Source organism: Pseudomonas sp. S2_E02, assembly GCF_054668355.1.
This window is the reverse complement of record NZ_CP162761.1, coordinates 1,920,776-1,938,915: the sequence shown is the minus strand read 5'-3', so window position 1 is coordinate 1,938,915 and position 18,140 is coordinate 1,920,776. Positions and strand designations below refer to the sequence as shown.

Sequence of the window (18,140 nt, the reverse complement as noted above, 5' to 3'; positions counted from 1 at the left end):
GCCCTTGTCCTACAGCCTTTGCACCACGACGGCGCACCCGTTGACCCCGGTCAAGCGGTGCGCCGATCTTTCATAAGTATTTGTCGCTTAAACACAATTTACCCTGTGCGCGCCGCCATAGACTGCCGGCCACTTCGGTGTTTGTAGCCAATTGGCCATGACCGAACGCTGAATCGAAAGCTGCCAATAAAAGCCTCCGCACACAGGAGTTATAAATGAAGAAGCTAGTGATGTTCGGTGCCCTGGCACTGTCGATGTTGTCCCTGACCGCCGTGGCCGAAGACGCCAAGCCGATCCGCATCGGTATCGAAGCCGGTTACCCGCCATTCTCGATGAAAACCCCTGACGGCAAACTCGCCGGTTTCGACGTCGATATCGGCGATGCGTTGTGCGCGCAGATGAAAGTCAAATGCACCTGGGTCGAGCAGGAATTCGATGGCCTGATCCCGGCGCTGAAAGTGAAGAAGATCGACGCGATTCTGTCGTCGATGACCATCACCGATGACCGCAAGAAGAACGTCGATTTCACCATCAAGTACTACCACACCCCGGCGCGCTTCGTGATGAAGGAAGGCTCCGGTGTCAAAGACCCGCTGACCGAGCTCAAGGGCAAGAAAGTCGGCGTGCTGCGTGCCAGTACCCACGACCGTTACGCCACCGAAGTGCTGGTGCCGGCCGGGATCGACCTGGTGCGTTACGGCTCGCAGCAGGAAGCCAACCTCGACATGGTTTCCGGGCGTATCGAGGCGATGCTGGCTGACTCGGTCAACCTGAGCGACGGTTTCCTGAAAACCGACGCCGGCAAAGGCTTCGAATTTGTTGGCCCAACCTACGAAGACGCCAAGTACTTCGGTGGCGGCGCCGGCATTGCGGTGCGCAAGGGCGATACCGCGCTGGCCGAGCAATTCAACAAAGCCATCACCGAAATCCGCGCCAATGGCGAGTACAAGAAAGTGCAGGACAAGTACTTCGACTTTGACGTGTACGGTCATTAATACGCCGTAGAAAAAAGTGGCCCCGTTTGCGCGGTGGCCACTTTTTTTATGCTTTCTTTCTACAGATGGAGATCCCTGTGGGAGCGAGCTTGCTCGCGAATACGGTTTAACATTCAACATCTTTATTGACTGTCAAATTGCATTCGCGAGCAAGCTCGCTCCCACAGGGATCTCATTGATCCAGATCTACCAGACTGCAGGAGTCTTCCCATGCAACGCATCGACCATGTTCTGCCCTGGAGCCACTTGGGCAGCGAACGCTCGCTCAGTGTGTTCCGCTATGGCGCCGGCCCACGCAAGGTGTACATCCAGGCCAGCCTGCACGCCGATGAACTGCCGGGCATGCGCACCGCGTGGGAACTCAAGCAACGCCTCAACCAACTCGAGCAGCAAGGCCGTTTGCAGGGCGTGATCGAGCTGGTGCCGGTGGCCAACCCGATCGGCCTCGATCAACACGTGCAAGGCGCGCACATGGGCCGCTTCGAACTGGGCAGCGGCAAGAATTTCAACCGCGCCTTCGTCGAACTCAGCGCGCCGGTCGGGGCGTTGATCGGTGAGCGTCTGGGCGCGGATGCCGAGGCCAACGTTGCACTGATCCGCCAAACCATGGGCCAGGTATTCGATGAACTGCCGGCGCCGGCCTCGCAACTGGAAGCCTTGCATCGCCTGTTGCTGCGCCATGCCTGCGATGCCGACATCACCCTCGATTTGCATTGTGATTTCGACGCGGCGATTCACTTGTACGCGCTGCCGCAGCACTGGCCACAGTGGCAATCGCTGGCGGCGCGCTTGAAGGCCGGCGTGGCGCTGCTGTGTGAAGATTCCGGTGGCAGCTCGTTCGATGAATCCTGCTCGACGCCATGGTTGCGTCTGGCGCGGGCATTTCCCAATGCTGCAATTCCGGCGGCGAATCTGGCGACCACGCTGGAACTGGGCAGCATGGGCGACACCCGGGTCGATCAGGCGCAGGCCAATTGTGAGGCGATCCTCGGATTCCTCGCCGAGCAAGGTTTCATCAGCGGCGAGTGGCCGGCAGCGCCAAGTGAGTGCTGCGAAGGTCTGCCGTTCGAGGGCACCGAATACCTATTCGCACCGCACCATGGCGTGGTGAGTTTTCTGCGCAATGCTGGCGAGTGGGTGGAGCAGGGCGATGCGTTGTTCGAGGTGGTCGATCCGTTGCAGGATCGCGTGACCACCGTGCGCGCCGGCACCAGCGGGGTGCTGTTTGCGCTGGATCGTGGGCGTTATACCGAGCCGGGGATCTGGCAGGCGAAAGTGGCGGGGCGGGTGGCGTTTCGTACCGGGAAACTGACTAACGACTGAAGGATCTTCGTTGGGGCTAATGGCCTCATCGCGAGCAGGCTCACTCCTACAGGGGAATGTATTTCCAATGTGGGAGCGAGCTTGCTCGCGAAGGGGCCATCAGCAGCACCCAACATGTTGATCCTCGCCGCAGGATGTTAGGCTCCCCCCGAACCCGACACTCTGTGAAAGGAAGGCTCTATGTTGAAGGTCTTTGCTCTCTTGACCCTGCTGGCGTCCAGCGCCGTGCAGGCGCAGACCACGCTGCAATCCGATCTGCCGCTCAAGTACATCGAGCAGGTGCACGCCGACGCCGAGGCGCGTCCGTTGGTGATTTTCCTGCACGGCTACGGCAGTAACGAAGCCGATCTGATCGGCATGAAATTCCAGCTCCCGGCGCAATACAACTACCTGTCGGTGCAGGCGCCGTTGTCGTTGGGCGAAGGACGTTTCCAGTGGTTTCGCAAGAAAGGCGAAGGTGCCTACAACGGAGAGACCGATGATCTGAAGGTCAGTGGCCAGAAGCTGCGCGACTTTGTCGCGCAAGCGGCGCAGAAATATCACACCACCCCGAGCAAGGTGTACCTGATCGGCTTCAGCCAGGGCGCGATGATGACCTACGAGGTGGGGCTGCGGCCGCCAGTCGCCGTCGGCGGAATCGCGGCGTTGAGCGGGCGTTTGTTGCCGGTGTTGAAAGCTGAACTCAAGGCCGAACAGCAGCCGTTGCCACTGAGCATCTTCATCGGCCACGGCACCGCCGATGATCGCGTGCCCTACCACGACGGCACCGAGGCCAATGCGCAGCTACAGAAACTGGGCTACAAACCGCAGTTTCATGCCTATCCCGGCGTCGGCCACAGTATCAGTGCGGCCGAGCTGCGCGACTTGAATGGCTGGCTGCAGCAGCTCAATCCTTGAGGATGGTTTTCACCAAAGCATCGTGACCTTTCTTGTCGCTGGCACGGGAGATCACCTGCACCAGCGCCATTTTCGTCCCGGAGCCGGCCATCAGCGTGGTGTTGAGGGTCTGGCCACCGCCCTGGGTCGCGGTGCTGTCGACCTGGCGCAGGCCAAGGCCGGTGCCTTTCTGGGTCAGACTTTTTTCGCTGAGTTTGTTGAAGTCCGGCAGGGCCTTGCGCTGGTCGTCGATGAAACTCGAGACGGTGCTGTCGAGGAACTGCCCGTCGTTATCCTTGATGTGCTGGCCTTCGGGAATCTGGTTTTCAGCGGTAATGACCACGGTCTTCGTCGCTTCATTGGTGTACATCGTGCCTTTGGTTCCGCTCGGGCTGGTCGGCAGCGGGTCGGCGACGAAACCTTTAGGCAACACAAAGGTGAACTTGCCCTCGAGCATCGAGACTTTTTCGGTGCCGGCATTTTTCTTGGCCGCTTGCGCGTGGAGGGCGCCGAAACCGGCGAGGGCCGCCACCAGCAGGACGACGGCTTTTTTGCTCAACAATGACATGTGAATCTCCGGTGGATGGTCGCGCGAGGCGGGCGATCATCCCACGGAGGGGGGCGGGCGTTCCAGCGCGAATCGTCTGACCGGTTACTGCGCCTGCGCTTTCGCCAGTGGACGGGCCAACAGGCGTTTGGTCACGCCGAGCATCGCCACCGACAAAGCGACACCGACGGCGAATCCACTCAGTCCCATGCTCGGCAAGGTCAGTGCCGAGACCAGACAAAACGCCGAAAACGAATACATGCCGGTGGCCGTCGCCCTTAACAATGCGGCGGTAAATGCCGGGCCGCGTGTCTGTTGCGAGAACACCGCCATTACACTGCCGAGCACCGGGAACACCGCGAGCAAACCGCTCCAGCGCTCGCCGACGGTGCTGGCCAGCATCGTCACCAGCAGGGTCAACGCGGCACCGGCGATCATTCGCCAGATCAGTTTGTCCGACTTCGGCGCCGGACCGTTGAGCACCGGTTGTACCGCAGGAAACAGATACGGCGATGCCAACAACGCAACCGCCGCCGCTGCCACCGAAAACGGCAGCGACGCCGGGATCAGTGACAACACCCCCGCGATGACGGCCCACACCGATAGCGACGCCGTCAGTGCCACTGGCCAGTTCGCCCGTTGCGCGACCTGCGCATAGGTGATGCAGAACGCAATCATCGCGAACATCGCCGATAACGCCGCCACCGCCGACTGCGCGGCAAACGCCGGACCCTGCTCGATGGCGAGGAAAAACAGAATCGGCCCGACCACCACCGGTAATCCCGACAGCCACCCGGCCACGCTTGGCCCCCAGCGTTTGCCCGCCAGGGATATCAGCAGCAGAAAACCGGGAATCAGCAGCAGTTTGAGGATCAGCACACAGGTGTCTCCGTCCGTTGAGGGTAGGCCACGGTAGCATTGTCGATCGGCGATTGCTGCCTATGTGTGCAGTTTTTGTATACAAAGTAGCGGGGGCGATACCCGGCTATGCTGTGTGTATCAGGGTTTACCGGAGTCGATGCCGCGATGAGAAGAACACCGAAGCTGGTGCGAGGATGCTGCGGCATCGGCTTGTGGGCGTTGTTGCTGACGCCGACCTGGGCCAATTGGCAGGACGCCGTGCCCGGCGCGCAGATCATTGGCACCGGCGATTACAGCGTGTTCGGTTTCGATGTCTACAACGCGCGATTGTGGAGTGCCGCGCGGCCCTTGGTCGACGGTCAGCCATTTGCGCTGGAGTTGATCTACCGCCGCAACATCTCCCGCGATGATCTGGTCAAGGCCAGCGTCGACGAAATCAAACGGCTGGCCGGTGCCCGCGTCAGCCCGGCGCAATTGGCCGGGTGGCAGGTACAGATGCAGCAATCGTTCGTCGATGTGCAGGCCGGCACGCGAATTACCGGGGTGTATCTGCCGGGGCAGGGTGCGCGGTTTTTTGTCGGTCAGCAGTTGCAGCATGAGATCGATGATCCGCTGTTTGCCCGCGCATTTTTTGATATCTGGCTGGATCCGCGCACGCGCAGTCCGGAGCTGCGCGAACAGTTGTTGGGGGTGAGTCGATAGATTTTTTTGCGCTTCAAGGCTCCGGCGGAAACCTCTAAGCTGCGTCTTTCCGACTTGTTTCTGGATGTGTGCGTGAAATTCAGTTTGCCCAAAATCGCCACCGCGCCGTTTTGTCCGCCGGAAGTGGCTGGCAGTGTTGCGGTTGATCCCAGCGCCTCGTTCTTTAAACGCGTGCTGCGTTTCGCCGGCCCCGGCTTGCTGGTGTCGATTGGCTACATGGACCCGGGCAACTGGGCCACCGCCATCGAGGCCGGTTCACGCTTCGGTTACAGCCTGTTGTTTGTGGTGTTGCTGGCGAGTCTGGCCGGCATGGTCGTGCAGTGCCTGTGCTCGCGGTTGGGCATTGCCACCGGGCGCGATCTGGCGCAACTGTCTCGCGAGCGCTACAGCACGCCGACCGCGCGCCTGCAGTGGGTGTTGGCGGAAATCTCGATCATCGCCACCGATCTGGCTGAAGTGCTGGGTTGTGCGCTGGCGTTCCACTTGCTGCTTGGCTGTTCGCTGACCTTCGGCATTGCCCTGACGGCGTTCGATACTTTGCTGGTGCTGGCCCTGCAGAATCGCGGTTTCCGCAGACTGGAAGCGATCATGTTGGTGCTGGTCGCAACCATCGGCGTGTGTTTCTTCGTTGAACTGCTGCTGATCAAACCCTACTGGCCGGACGTCGCCCAAGGTTTCAAACCGTCGCTGGCGGCGATCAGCGAGGCGGCGCCGTTGTACCTGGCCATCGGTATTCTCGGCGCGACGGTGATGCCGCATAACCTCTACCTGCACACCTCGATCGTGCAGACGCGGATGATCGGCAAGGACCTCGCCAGCAAGCAGGACGCGGTGAAACTGGCGCGCATCGACACCATCGGTTCGCTGGCCCTGGCGTTACTGGTCAACGCGGCGATTCTGATTCTCGCGGCGGCAGCGTTCCACCAGTCCGGGCACACCGACGTGGTGGACATTCAGGACGCCTACCACTTGCTCGATCCGCTGGTCGGTGGGGCGCTGGCCAGCGTGTTGTTCGGCGTCGCGTTGCTGGCATCGGGGCAGAGTTCGACCTTCACCGGCACCATCGCCGGCCAGGTGATCATGGAGGGTTATCTGAACCTGCGGATCCCGTGCTGGCAGCGGCGCTTGATTACTCGCGGACTGGCGTTGATTCCGGCATTCGTCGGCGTGTGGCTGATGGGCGATAACGCGATCGGCAAATTGCTGGTGTTGAGTCAGGTGGTGTTGAGTCTGCAGTTGCCGTTTGCCTTGTATCCACTCATTCGAATGACTAACGACAAACAACTGATGGGGCCGTTTGTGAACCGCTGGCCAACTCGGGTGTTGGCCTGGGGGTTGTTTGTGGTGATCAGCGGCGCTAACAGCTGGCTGATTTTGCAGTGGGCGGTTTGAGCCAGCATTTGCAGTGACTGGGCTGGCCTCTTCGCGAGCAAGCTCGCTCCCACAGGGTTATCGGGTGTGCACACTATTGCGATCACCCGATAACTCATGTGAGAGCGAGCTTGCTCGCGAAGACGGACTGTCAGGCGCCCACATCGCTGAACACTGGAATGCGCCCGTTGAGCGAAGGCTTGTAGTGCCAGTTCAAGCGATTCAGATCGATGCCACGCCCAAGTATTTCCCTCACCGTCGCCCCGGCAATACTCATCGCCAGCGCTTGCCCCGGACACTCGTGCCGACCACTGCCAAAACTGAAACTGCGGCGGTTCTCGCGTTGCGGCAGAAACTCCTCCGGCCGTTCGTTGAGCGCCGGATCTCGATTGGCCGAGGCCAGCAGCACCAGAATCACATCGCCCGTTTCGACACGTACTCCAGCAATCTCACAGGACGCGGCGACAAAGCGCCGGGTGTTCTGCACGGGCGGGTCGAAGCGCTGGACTTCGTTGAGCAGTGCTTCGATGGATTCGCCGCGCAACGCTGGCTGCCGACGTAGCGCCAGCAGCGTATTGCCGATCAGGCCGGCGCAGGCTTCGAACGTCTGTGAACAGAGGCCGATCAGGTTGGCGATCAAGGTTTCCTCATCGCCAGTGAAACGCTGCTGGATTGCACTGAGCAACGGGCTGGCCGGCTCGGCGAGCAATTCGATGAAGTCACCGCGCAGTTGTTCAGCCGCCGCCTCTGCTGCGGCCAGTTGCAGGTCATTGCTCAACGGCGACAGGAAGGCAACGAAATCCGCCGTCAATTCACTGATCGCCCGCGCTTGCGCCGGGGTGAACCCCAGCAGCGCCGCGACCACGCACACCGGGCCACGAAGCATTGCCTTGTACACCCCGTCGGCGTCCGCCGTGATCAGCCGCGCGGCGACCAGTCTGTCGACGGCCTCAAGGTCGAGCGAGGCCAACTCAGGCTCAATGGCAGCGCGCGGGCAGCGCTGGCGTTCACCGTCATTCATGCGCATCAGTTGGCCGAAGACTTTGCCGGCCATGCCTTTTGCAATCGCTGCGGGCACTGGCTCCTGCGCCGGACGCACCCGGCAATCGGCGTGGGCCAACACCGCACACACCGCCCGGGCACTGCTGGCGACCCACAGTTTCAGCTCTGGATGAAACGTCAGTCCACCTGCTGCGCGCAGTTCGGCGTAGTAGGGATAAGGATCGGCGTGCGTTGCGGCGCTAATCGGGTTCATGGTTTGCATCCTTGTCGGCGGGGAAAGTGTTGCTACTATCTCCACTGCGCAACGACGATGATTCGTCCGGGAGCGAACTATGCACGCAGAGCATCAAGACATCGGCGTTTCCCAAGTGGCCGCCGCCATCGCCGAGCCGGCGCGAACGAAAATCCTCTGTTCGCTGATGGACGGCCACGCCCGCACCAGCACTGAATTGGCGACGATCGCCGAAGTCAGCGCCTCGACCGCCAGCGTGCACCTGGCGAAACTCAAGGACCTGGCCCTGGTGCGCCTGCACGTGCAGGGCCGTCATCGCTATTACAGCCTCGCCGATCAGCGCGTGGCGCAGGCGCTGGAAGCGTTGATGGTGATTGGCCAGAACGCCGCGCCTACGTTCAAGGCGCACACCCCGGATCGCCTGCAATTTGCGCGCACCTGCTATGACCACATGGCCGGGACGCTGGCGGTGTTGCTGCACGACCGCTTGCTCGAGGCTGGTTGGCTGGTGGCAACCGACGAGCAGGCGTATCGCTTGAGTGAAAGCGGGGAGGCGGTGTTTCTCGGGCTGGGTATCGAAGTACAGGATTTGACCAGCCTGCGCCGCAAGTTTGCCTGTCCGTGCTTGGACTGGAGCATGCGCCGGCCGCATCTCGGTGGTTCGCTGGGGGCGGCGCTGTTGCAGACCGCGTTGAAGCGCAAGTGGGTGACCCAGGATCTGGACAGTCGGGCGCTGGCGTTGACGGCGCTGGGGCGCAAGGAGATCGGTGCGCGGTTTGGCGTTGAGTGGCCGGTAGACGGGCAGATCAAAAGATCGCAGCCAGCCGTAAAGCGTGCCCACCCGATAAATTCCGACCGTACCGAATCCCTGTAGGAGCTGCCGAAGGCTGCGATCTTTTGATTTTCAGCTTCTGACCGACGAGGGGCGCATCTGCCACCTTGTATCACCGCTGCCGACCCTATACTGTATATAAAAACAGTATAGAGCCCGCGCCATGCAAATCATCGACAAGCTCAGCATCCTCGCCGACGCCGCCAAGTACGACGCCTCCTGCGCGAGCAGCGGCGCGCCCAAGCGCAGCTCCGAGGGCAAGAGCGGCCTGGGCTCGACCGATGGCATGGGCATCTGCCACAGCTACACGCCGGACGGGCGCTGCGTGTCGTTGTTGAAGATTCTGCTGACCAACTTCTGCCTTTACGATTGCCAGTACTGCGTCAACCGCCGCTCCAGCGATGTCCCGCGTGCACGCTTCACTCCCGAGGAAGTCGTGGCGCTGACCATGGATTTCTACCGGCGTAACTGCGTCAGCGGGCTGTTTCTCAGTTCCGGCATCATTCGCTCGGCGGACTACACCATGGAGCAACTGGTGCGGGTGGCGAAGCTGCTGCGCGGAGAGCATGAGTTTCGCGGGTACATCCATCTCAAGACCATTCCCGAAGCCGATCCGGCATTGATTGAAGAGGCGGGCCGCTACGCCGATCGCCTGAGCGTCAATATCGAACTGCCCACCGATGCCAGCCTGCAAGTGCTGGCACCGGAGAAGGACATCGCTTCGATCAAACAGGCGATGAACACCATCTACACCGGCGTGCAGACCGTGTTGAACGAACCGCGCTCCGCCAAGTTCGCCCCGGCCGGGCAGAGCACACAGTTGATTGTCGGCGCCGACGACACCGATGACAGCACCATCCTCCACAGCGCCCAGGCCTTGTACGGCAATTTCCGTTTGCGCCGGGTCTACTATTCGGCCTTCAGCCCGATTCCCGACAGCCCGAAAAGCGTGCCGCTGGCCGCGCCGCCGCTGATGCGCGAACACCGTTTGTATCAGGCCGATTTTCTCCTGCGCAGCTACGGCTACAGTGCTGATGAATTGCTCAAGGGGCCGGGTAATCTTGCGCTGGACATCGACCCGAAACTGGCCTGGGCGTTGCAGAACCGCGAAGTGTTTCCGCTCGATCTGAACCGTGCCGAAGCGTCCCTGATTGCGCGTATTCCCGGTATCGGCTTGCGCACCACCGAACGACTGGTCGAGCTGCGCCGCCAGCGGCGCATCCGTTACGAAGACGTCGCGCGTATGCGCTGCGTGCTGGCCAAGGCCAAGCCGTTCATCATCACCAGCGACTATCACCCGCAGCAGGCCGAGGTCACCAGCCATATGCTTTATCAGCAATTGCGTGACCGGCCGATGCCGCAACAGATGGGGTTGTGGGGATGATCAATCTCGATTGCGACGACCTGTTCGACACCTGGCGCCAGCAGGCGCGCTGGCTGCTGAGCCATGAAGTCGACCCGAGTCTGGTGAGTTGGGCCTCGGAGGGTGTGGGTGATCTGTTTGCCAGTGATGAGCCGGTGCCTGAAGGGCAGGGGCCATTTCAGGCACGTATTCCGCGAGCGCTGCTCGACACTCTGGAACAGGCCTCGCGTTATCGCGGTGATCAACGCTGGAGTTTGCTGTATGAAGTGCTGTGGCGCGTCAGCCACGGCGACCGTACCGCGATGATGGCCGGGGACAAACTCGGCAGCGAGTTGCAGCGACGGATCAAACAAGTGCATCGGGAGGCCCATCACCTGCACGCATTTGTACGTTTCATCGAGCGGCCATCGTCCAGCGCAGGCCCGCAATACGTGGCATGGCACGAACCGGCCCACGACATTCTGCACAGCGCCAGTGAGCATTTCATCGGGCGAATGGGCCGCCATCGCTGGTTGATCGCCACCCCGCGTGACGGGGTCTATTACGATGGCGAGCAACTGATCCATCAACGGCAATGCCCGCTGGAATGGCAGCAGTTGGCGCAGAACGTCGACGATCCTCATGGTGACCTGTGGCTGACTTATTACAGTCATATCTTTAATCCTGCGCGGTTGAACGAGAAGGTTATGCAGGGGCACTTGCCGGCGCGGTTCTGGAAGAATCTGCCGGAGGGGGAGTTGATTCCCGGGTTGATTACGCAGGCGCGGATGGGGAAGCAGCAGAATGGGCAGGCGAGTGGGATTGCTGATCGGCTTGGTAAACGGATAACGCTGAAAAGCCCCTCACCCTAACCCTCTCCCAAAGGGAGAGGGGACTGACAGAGGTGTTTGGACTTGATCCATCGACCTGAAAGTCCGCGTCGAACTCAGATTTTGAATACCACATAGATCGGCCCCCTTTCCCCCTCGCCCCCTTGGGGGAGAGGGCTGGGGTGAGGGGGAAAAGATCTCAAGCCCTACACAACAATCCCCGCCAAACGCCATAAAAAAGCCCCCCACCAATCACTCGGTGGAGGGCTTTTCTACATCAATCGCCGTCAGATCAAACCTTGACGATCCAGCCCGCTGGCGCTTCGATGTCGCCGGTCTGCACGCCAGTCAGCTCTTTGTAGAGCTTCTGGGTCACAGGACCCACTTCGGTCTCGCTATGGAACACATGCAGATGGTCGTTGTAGCTGATCCCGCCGATCGGGGTGATCACCGCAGCTGTACCGCAAGCGCCAGCTTCCTTGAAGTCCGACAGCTTGTCGATCAGCACATCACCTTCAACCACTTCCAGGCCCAGACGGGTCTTGGCCAGTTCGATCAACGACAGGCGGGTGATGCCTGGCAGAACCGACGGCGAGTTCGGGGTGATGAACTTGTTGTCGTGGGTGATCCCGAAGAAGTTGGCCGAACCGACTTCTTCGATCTTGGTGTGGGTCATCGGATCCAGATAGATCGCGTCGGCGAAGTTGGCTTTCTTCGCTTTCGAACCCGGCATCAGGCTGGCCGCGTAGTTGCCGCCGACCTTGGCTGCGCCGGTGCCTTGGGGGGCGGCGCGGTCGTAGCTGGAGATCTGGAAGTTGTGTGGGGTCAGGCCGCCCTTGAAGTAGGCGCCGACCGGGATGCAGAAGATCGAGAAAATGAATTCGGGCGCAGTGCGCACGCCGATGTTGTCACCGACGCCGATCACGAACGGACGCAGGTACAGCGCGCCGCCGGTGCCGTAGGGCGGAATGAAGCGCTCGTTGGCGCGGACCACGGCTTTGCAGGCTTCGATGAACTGCTCGGTGTCGACCGTCGGCATCAGCAGACGCGCGCAGCTGCGTTGCATGCGCAGGGCGTTCTGGTCCGGGCGGAACAGGTTGATCGAGCCGTCCTTGCAACGATAGGCCTTCATGCCTTCGAAGCACTGCTGGCCATAGTGAAGGGCCGTCGAGCCTTCGCTGATGTGCAGCACGTTATCTTCGGTCAGGGTGCCTTTGTCCCACTCGCCATCGCGAAAGTACGACAGATAGCGTTTGTCGGTCTTGATGTAGTCAAAACCCAGCTTGTCCCAATTGATGCTTTCGTTACCCATGACACCCTCTATCACTGAACAACCGCCGAAACGGTTCAAGGCTTCTGACGTTTTTTGGATGGGCACAACAATACTTCATTCTTGAGCGGTTTCGCAGCCCGGACTATCGGATGGCACACAGATAAATCGTGTTGCCCTCAGGAATTCGCGAGCAAGCTCGCTCCCACAGGGGAATGCATTCCAAATGTGGGAGCGAGCTTGCTCGCGAAGGGGCCTACAGGTGCAACGCATGCCCCAAAGCACGCAACGCCGCTTCCTGCACCGCTTCACCCAGGGTCGGATGCGCGTGAATGGTGCCGCCGATGTCTTCCAGCCGCGCGCCCATTTCCAGGCTTTGCGCAAACGCTGTCGACAACTCCGACACGCCAACGCCCACCGCTTGCCAGCCGACAATCACATGGTTATCCCGACGAGCGACCACGCGCACGAAGCCGCTTTTTGACTCCAGCGTCATCGCCCGGCCGTTGGCGGCGAACGGGAAGCTGGAAACAATGCAGTCCAGCCCCGCAGCCTTGGCCTCGTCCGGGGTCTTGCCGACCACCACCAGTTCCGGATCGGTGAAGCACACCGCAGCAATGGCCGTAGGGTTGAATTCACGGGTTTTGCCGCTGATCAACTCGGCAACCATCTCGCCCTGAGCCATGGCGCGGTGGGCCAGCATCGGCTCGCCGCTCAGATCGCCGATGGCGTAGACGTTGCGCATGCTGGTCTGGCAGCGGCTGTCGATCTTGATCGCCGAGCCGTTCATATCCAGATTCAGCGCTTCGAGGTTCCAGCCCTGGGTATTCGGTTTGCGGCCGACGGCGACCAGCACCTGATCGGTTTCCAGGTTCAGGGTTTCGCCCTCTGGATCGCGCACCTGCAACGTGCCATCGAAACCCAGCACGCTGTGTTTCAAATATAACTTCACGCCCAGTTGCTTCAACGCTTCATGCACCGGTTGCGTCAGCTCCGCATCGTAGGCCGGCAAGATACGATCCTGCGCCTCGACCACACTGACCTCGGCGCCGAGCTTGCGATAAGCAATGCCCAGTTCCAGACCAATGTAACCACCGCCCACCACCACCAGACGCTTAGGCACGGATTTCGGCGCCAGCGCTTCGGTGGAGGAGATGATCGGCCCGCCAATCGGCAGGATCGGCAGATTGACGCTGGTCGAACCGGTGGCCAGCACCAAATGTTCGCACTGGATGCGCGTGTCGCCGACTTCAACGGTCTTGCCGTCGATGACTTTGGCCCAGCCGTTGATGACCTGAACCTTGTTCTTCTTCAACAGTGCAGCGACGCCAGTGGTCAGGCGATCGACGATGCCGTCCTTCCACTCGACGCTTTTCGTGATGTCGAGGCTCGGTGCGGCAACGCTGATGCCCAGCGCCGAATGCTGGCTGTGATGCTGGGTCTGGTGAAACTGCTCAGCCACATGAATCAGCGCTTTCGACGGGATGCAGCCGATGTTCAGGCAGGTGCCGCCCAGCGATTGGCCTTCGACCAGAACGGTCGGGATGCCCAGTTGCCCGGCGCGGATTGCCGTTACATAACCGCCGGGGCCGCCGCCGATAATCAGCAGCGTAGTGTTCAGAGATTGCATGCGCGCCTTACTCCACAAACAAAGTGGCAGGTTGTTCGATCAAGCCGCGAATGGCCTGGATGAAGAGTGCCGCGTCCATGCCATCGACCACGCGGTGATCGAAGGAGCTGGAGAGGTTCATCATCTTGCGGATCACCACCTGGCCTTTGACGACCATAGGCCGTTCGACGATTTTGTTGACGCCGACGATCGCTACTTCCGGCAGATTCAGCACCGGCGTGCTGACGATGCCGCCCAGTGCACCGAGGCTGGTCAGGGTGATGGTCGAGCCGGACAGTTCATCACGGCTGGCCTTGCCATTACGCGCGGCGTTGGCCAAACGCGAGATTTCTGTAGCACTGTCCCACAGGCTGCGCGCCTCGGCGTGACGCACCACCGGCACCATCAGGCCGACATCGCTTTGCGTGGCGACGCCGACATGCACCGCGCCGAGGCGAGTGATGACCTGGGCTTCGTCGTCGTAACGGGCATTCATCTGCGGGAAGTCGCGCAGGGCCACAACCAGAGCACGGACGAGGAGCGGCAGCAAGGTCAACTTGCCACGGCTGGCGCCGTGTTTTTCATTGAGATGCGCGCGCAGTTCTTCAATCGCGGTAACGTCGATTTCTTCGACGTAGCTGAAATGCGCGGCACGCTGAGTGGCGTCCTGCATGCGTTGGGCGATCTTGCGGCGCATGCCGATGACTTGAATCTGTTCTTCGTCATTGCGCTGGGCGTAAGCGGCGGCAACCGGTGCTGAAGCGTTCGACTGACCTTGCGCCAGATAGGCCTCGAGGTCTTCGTGCAACACACGACCGGCCGGGCCGGAACCGCGCACCAGACGCAATTGAATGCCCAGGTCCAATGCATGTTTGCGCACGGCCGGCGAGGCCAGTGGGCGCTCATCCGCTTCGCGGGCAACCATCGGTCCTTGGCAAACTGCAGCTGGACGTGGTGCGGCAGCAGGTTTGCTTTCCACCACGGTTTCAGCTTTCGGTGCAGCAGGAGCTTCTTTGACGGGAGCAGGCGCGGCCGATTCTTTCAGATTGCCGGCCCCTTCCACCTCAATGCTGATCAACACACTGCCAACCGCCATCACTTCACCCGGCTGACCACCGAGCGCAATCACTTTCCCGTGTACCGGCGATGGAATATCGACCATCGCCTTGTCGGTCATCACGTCCGCCAGCACCTGATCCTCAACGACCAGATCGCCAACCTTGACGTGCCACTGCGACAGTTCGACTTCTGCGATGCCTTCGCCGATGTCCGGCATCTTGATAACGTGCGTGCCCATTCAGACCTCCATAACCCGTTTCAACGCCGCGCCCACTCGGGACGGCCCAGGGAAATACGCCCACTCTTGCGCGTGCGGGTAGGGGGTGTCCCAACCGGTGACGCGTTCGATCGGCGCTTCCAGGTGATGGAAGCAATGCTCTTGCACCAGCGACACCAGTTCGGCGCCGAAACCGCAAGTGCGGGTGGCTTCGTGAACCACCACGCAACGGCCGGTCTTCTTCACCGACTTGACGATGGTTTCCAGGTCCAGCGGCCACAGGCTGCGCAGGTCGATGACTTCGGCATCGACGCCGGATTCTTCGGCCGCGACTTGTGAGACGTAGACGGTGGTGCCGTAGGTCAGCACGGTCACGTCCTTGCCCGGACGGGTGATCGCGGCGACGTCCAGCGGCACGGTGTAGTAACCGTCCGGCACCTGGGCTTGCGGGTGTTTCGACCACGGCGTTACCGGACGATCGTGGTGGCCGTCGAACGGGCCGTTGTACAGGCGTTTCGGCTCAAGGAAGATCACCGGGTCATCGTTTTCGATGGAGGCGATCAGCAAGCCTTTGGCGTCATACGGGTTGGACGGCATGACCGTGCGCAGACCGCAAACCTGAGTGAACATCGCCTCGATGCTCTGGCTGTGGGTCTGGCCGCCGTAGATGCCGCCGCCGCAAGGCATGCGCAGGGTCATCGGCGCGGTGAACTCGCCGGCCGAGCGATAACGCAGGCGCGCGGCTTCGGAAATGATCTGGTCGGAGGCAGGGTAGACGTAGTCGGCGAACTGAATCTCGGCGACCGGACGCAGACCGTAAGCGCCCATGCCCACGGCAACACCGACGATGCCGCTTTCCGAGATCGGTGCGTCGAATACGCGCGAGGTGCCGTACTTGGTCTGCAGGCCTTCGGTGCAACGGAACACGCCGCCGAAGTAGCCGACGTCCTGACCGAACACCACCACATTGTCGTCACGCTCAAGCATCACATCCATGGCCGAGCGCAGGGCCTGGATCATGGTCATGGTGGTCGTGGTCATGGCGGTTTCCAACTGAATATTGTTGTTGTGATCGTTCATGTCAGATCCCCAACTGCTGACGCTGGCGCTTCAAGTGCTCCGGCATCTCTTTGTAGACGTCTTCGAACATGGTCGCGGCGCTTGGAATCTGACCGCCGGCGAGGGTGCCGTACTGTTCGGCCTGTTTCTGCGCGGCAATCACTTCGGCTTCAAGCTCGGCGCTGACGGCGGCGTGCTCTTCTTCTGACCAGTGACCGACCTTGATCAGATGCTGTTTGAGACGGGCGATCGGGTCGCCGAGCGGGAAGTGGCTCCAGTCATCGGCCGGACGGTATTTCGACGGATCGTCGGAGGTCGAGTGCGGACCGGCGCGGTAGGTGACCCATTCGATCATGGTCGGGCCGAGGTTGCGGCGGGCGCGTTCGGCAGCCCAGGCAGATGCCGCATACACCGCGTAGAAGTCGTTGCCATCCACGCGCAGCGAAGCGATGCCGCAACCGACGCCACGTCCGGCGAAGGTGGTGGCTTCACCACCGGCGATGGCCTGGAAGGTCGAGATCGCCCACTGGTTATTTACCACGTTGAGGATCACTGGCGCGCGATAAACGTGGGCGAAGGTGAGGGCGGTGTGGAAGTCCGATTCGGCGGTAGCGCCGTCACCAATCCACGCCGAGGCGATTTTGGTGTCGCCTTTGATCGCTGAAGCCATGCCCCAGCCAACCGCCTGAATGAACTGGGTCGCGAGGTTGCCGGAGATGGTGAAGAAACCGGCGTCCTTGACCGAGTACATGATCGGCAACTGACGGCCCTTGAGCGGATCGCGCTCGTTGGACAGCAACTGGCAGATCAGGTCGACCAGCGGCACTTCGCGGGCCATCAGGATGCTTTGCTGGCGATAAGTCGGGAAGCACATGTCGTCGATGTTCAAGGCCAGAGCCTGAGCACTGCCGATGGCTTCTTCGCCGAGGCTCTGCATGTAGAACGACATTTTTTCTGACGCTGGGCGACCACCATGCGGTTGTCGTAGATCCGCGTCTTGAGCATGGCGCGCATGCCCTTGCGAAGGATCTCGACCGGGACGTTTTCGGCCCAGGGGCCGAGGGCGTTGCCCTGATCGTCGAGCACACGGATCAGGCCACGCGCCAGGTCGGCGGTGTCGGCAGGTTCGACATCAATGGAAGGTTTGCGCACCGTACCGGCATCGGTCAGATGCAGGTAGGAAAAATCGGTTTTGCAGCCTGGACGGCCCGAGGGTTCAGGGACGTGCAGACGCAGCGGTTCATACGCTTGGGTCATGGCTTCTACGCTCGATCTTGTGAATTTCTTGTAGTGAGCTGGCAGTCATTCTTCGGTAGAAGAAATCTTGTCCTACAACAATCATAGGCCCGGGCAAGAAGAATATTTATCTCTGTTTCGTTGCGCTGGAGATGATTTGCAGATAGAAATTCTGCATAAACATAAAAAACAGGTGGTTTTGTCTCATGCGCAAACTGGACCGTACCGACATCGGCATTCTCAACAGCCTTCAGGAGAATGCGCGCATCACCAACGCCGACCTCGCACGCTCGGTCAATCTGTCGCCGACACCGTGCTTCAACCGGGTCAAGGCGATGGAAGAATTAGGGCTGATTCGCGAGCAGGTCACGTTGCTGGATGCCGACCTGCTGGGGCTGCATGTGAACGTGTTCATCCATGTCAGCCTGGAGAAACAGGTGGAGGAGGCGTTGCAGCATTTCGAAGAGGCGATTTCTGATCGCCCCGAGGTGATGGAGTGCTACCTGATGGCCGGAGACCCGGATTACCTTATCCGGGTCCTGGTGCCGACCATTCAGTCGCTCGAACGCTTCATGATGGACTTCCTGACCAAAGTGCCGGGTGTGGCAAATATCCGGTCAAGCTTTGCGCTCAAGCAGGTGCGCTACAAAACCGCGTTGCCGTTGCCGGCGAATGGGTTGACGTTAGGCGCCTGACCCGAAGCGGAACGCGGAGCGTCCCCGGCAGCATTCACACGCAGAGCGTGAGGAACGATCGATGTAGGAGCTGCCGCAGGCT

General features: G+C 60.8%; 16 protein-coding genes and 1 pseudogene. 9 read left to right on the top strand and 8 right to left on the bottom strand.

The features are described 5' to 3' along the window. Window positions 1–215: 215 nt before the first annotated feature. From AB4O01_RS08570 to AB4O01_RS08560, 3 genes are all read left to right on the top strand, one after another. On the top strand, window positions 216–995 hold the full coding sequence (locus AB4O01_RS08570) for an ABC transporter substrate-binding protein (protein ID WP_460091354.1): 780 nt from the start codon (window positions 216–218) through the stop codon (window positions 993–995). A 210-nt stretch (window positions 996–1,205) separates the two neighbouring features. Beyond that, the gene (locus AB4O01_RS08565; RefSeq protein WP_460091352.1) at window positions 1,206–2,318 is read left to right on the top strand and encodes a M14 family metallopeptidase; all 1,113 of its coding nucleotides are present in this window, start codon (window positions 1,206–1,208) and stop codon (window positions 2,316–2,318) included. Window positions 2,319–2,498: 180 nt separating this feature from the next. Continuing rightward, window positions 2,499–3,215: an alpha/beta hydrolase gene (locus AB4O01_RS08560; RefSeq protein WP_460091350.1), complete on the top strand. Its 717-nt coding sequence runs from the start codon at window positions 2,499–2,501 to the stop codon at window positions 3,213–3,215. On the opposite strand, the gene AB4O01_RS08555 is transcribed toward AB4O01_RS08560, so the two are convergent. Both AB4O01_RS08555 and AB4O01_RS08550 read right to left on the bottom strand, forming a co-directional pair. Next, window positions 3,205–3,762: a DcrB/PsbP domain-containing protein gene (locus tag AB4O01_RS08555; protein WP_257355467.1), complete on the bottom strand. Its 558-nt coding sequence runs from the start codon at window positions 3,760–3,762 to the stop codon at window positions 3,205–3,207. The two genes, AB4O01_RS08560 and AB4O01_RS08555, sit on opposite strands and share 11 nt — an antisense overlap. Window positions 3,763–3,846: 84 nt before the next feature. Next, a complete protein-coding gene (locus AB4O01_RS08550; RefSeq protein WP_460091348.1) occupies window positions 3,847–4,620 on the bottom strand; it encodes a hypothetical protein in 774 nt (257 codons plus the stop codon). Window positions 4,621–4,767: 147 nt separating this feature from the next. Between AB4O01_RS08550 and AB4O01_RS08545 the strand changes: the two genes are divergently transcribed. Beyond that, the gene (locus AB4O01_RS08545) at window positions 4,768–5,304 is read left to right on the top strand and encodes a chalcone isomerase family protein (protein WP_099756586.1); all 537 of its coding nucleotides are present in this window, start codon (window positions 4,768–4,770) and stop codon (window positions 5,302–5,304) included. A gap of 72 nt (window positions 5,305–5,376) precedes the next feature. Next, entirely contained in the window at window positions 5,377–6,696 is a 1,320-nt protein-coding gene (locus AB4O01_RS08540) for an Nramp family divalent metal transporter (protein ID WP_460091347.1), read from the top strand. A 130-nt stretch (window positions 6,697–6,826) separates the two neighbouring features. Here the strand turns inward: AB4O01_RS08540 and AB4O01_RS08535 are convergent, their stop codons facing one another. Then, window positions 6,827–7,930 (bottom strand): cytochrome P450, encoded by a 1,104-nt coding sequence (locus tag AB4O01_RS08535; protein ID WP_460091345.1) that lies wholly within the window; start codon window positions 7,928–7,930, stop codon window positions 6,827–6,829. A 79-nt stretch (window positions 7,931–8,009) separates the two neighbouring features. Here AB4O01_RS08535 and AB4O01_RS08530 point away from each other — a divergent pair, with 79 nt between their 5' ends. From AB4O01_RS08530 to AB4O01_RS08520, 3 genes are all read left to right on the top strand, one after another. After that, window positions 8,010–8,783: an ArsR/SmtB family transcription factor gene (locus AB4O01_RS08530; RefSeq protein WP_460091344.1), complete on the top strand. Its 774-nt coding sequence runs from the start codon at window positions 8,010–8,012 to the stop codon at window positions 8,781–8,783. 121 nt (window positions 8,784–8,904) lie between these two features. Beyond that, window positions 8,905–10,125, top strand: a complete 1,221-nt coding sequence (locus tag AB4O01_RS08525; protein ID WP_460091343.1) for a putative DNA modification/repair radical SAM protein — start codon at window positions 8,905–8,907, stop codon at window positions 10,123–10,125. After that, window positions 10,122–10,955, top strand: a complete 834-nt coding sequence (locus AB4O01_RS08520; protein ID WP_320337636.1) for a TIGR03915 family putative DNA repair protein — start codon at window positions 10,122–10,124, stop codon at window positions 10,953–10,955. Before AB4O01_RS08525 ends, AB4O01_RS08520 begins: the two co-directional genes overlap by 4 nt. A gap of 250 nt (window positions 10,956–11,205) precedes the next feature. Here the strand turns inward: AB4O01_RS08520 and AB4O01_RS08515 are convergent, their stop codons facing one another. The 5 genes and pseudogenes from AB4O01_RS08515 to AB4O01_RS08495 form a co-directional block, all read right to left on the bottom strand. Then, window positions 11,206–12,225: a branched-chain amino acid aminotransferase gene (locus tag AB4O01_RS08515; protein ID WP_007915073.1), complete on the bottom strand. Its 1,020-nt coding sequence runs from the start codon at window positions 12,223–12,225 to the stop codon at window positions 11,206–11,208. 214 nt (window positions 12,226–12,439) lie between these two features. Then, entirely contained in the window at window positions 12,440–13,813 is a 1,374-nt protein-coding gene (gene lpdA, locus AB4O01_RS08510) for a dihydrolipoyl dehydrogenase (RefSeq protein WP_460091341.1), read from the bottom strand. A 7-nt stretch (window positions 13,814–13,820) separates the two neighbouring features. Continuing rightward, window positions 13,821–15,089 carry a dihydrolipoamide acetyltransferase family protein gene (locus AB4O01_RS08505; RefSeq protein ID WP_460091339.1) on the bottom strand — a complete coding sequence of 423 codons (1,269 nt, stop codon included), beginning with the start codon at window positions 15,087–15,089 and terminating at the stop codon, window positions 13,821–13,823. Further along, window positions 15,090–16,148, bottom strand: a complete 1,059-nt coding sequence (locus AB4O01_RS08500) for an alpha-ketoacid dehydrogenase subunit beta (protein WP_003224000.1) — start codon at window positions 16,146–16,148, stop codon at window positions 15,090–15,092. Window position 16,149: 1 nt separating this feature from the next. Then, window positions 16,150–17,384: pseudogene (locus AB4O01_RS08495) on the bottom strand (thiamine pyrophosphate-dependent enzyme). Window positions 17,385–17,569: 185 nt separating this feature from the next. Between AB4O01_RS08495 and bkdR the strand changes: the two are divergent. Continuing rightward, window positions 17,570–18,058, top strand: coding sequence for a Bkd operon transcriptional regulator BkdR (gene bkdR, locus AB4O01_RS08490; protein ID WP_025111414.1), 489 nt, complete (start codon window positions 17,570–17,572; stop codon window positions 18,056–18,058). Window positions 18,059–18,140: the final 82 nt, after the last annotated feature.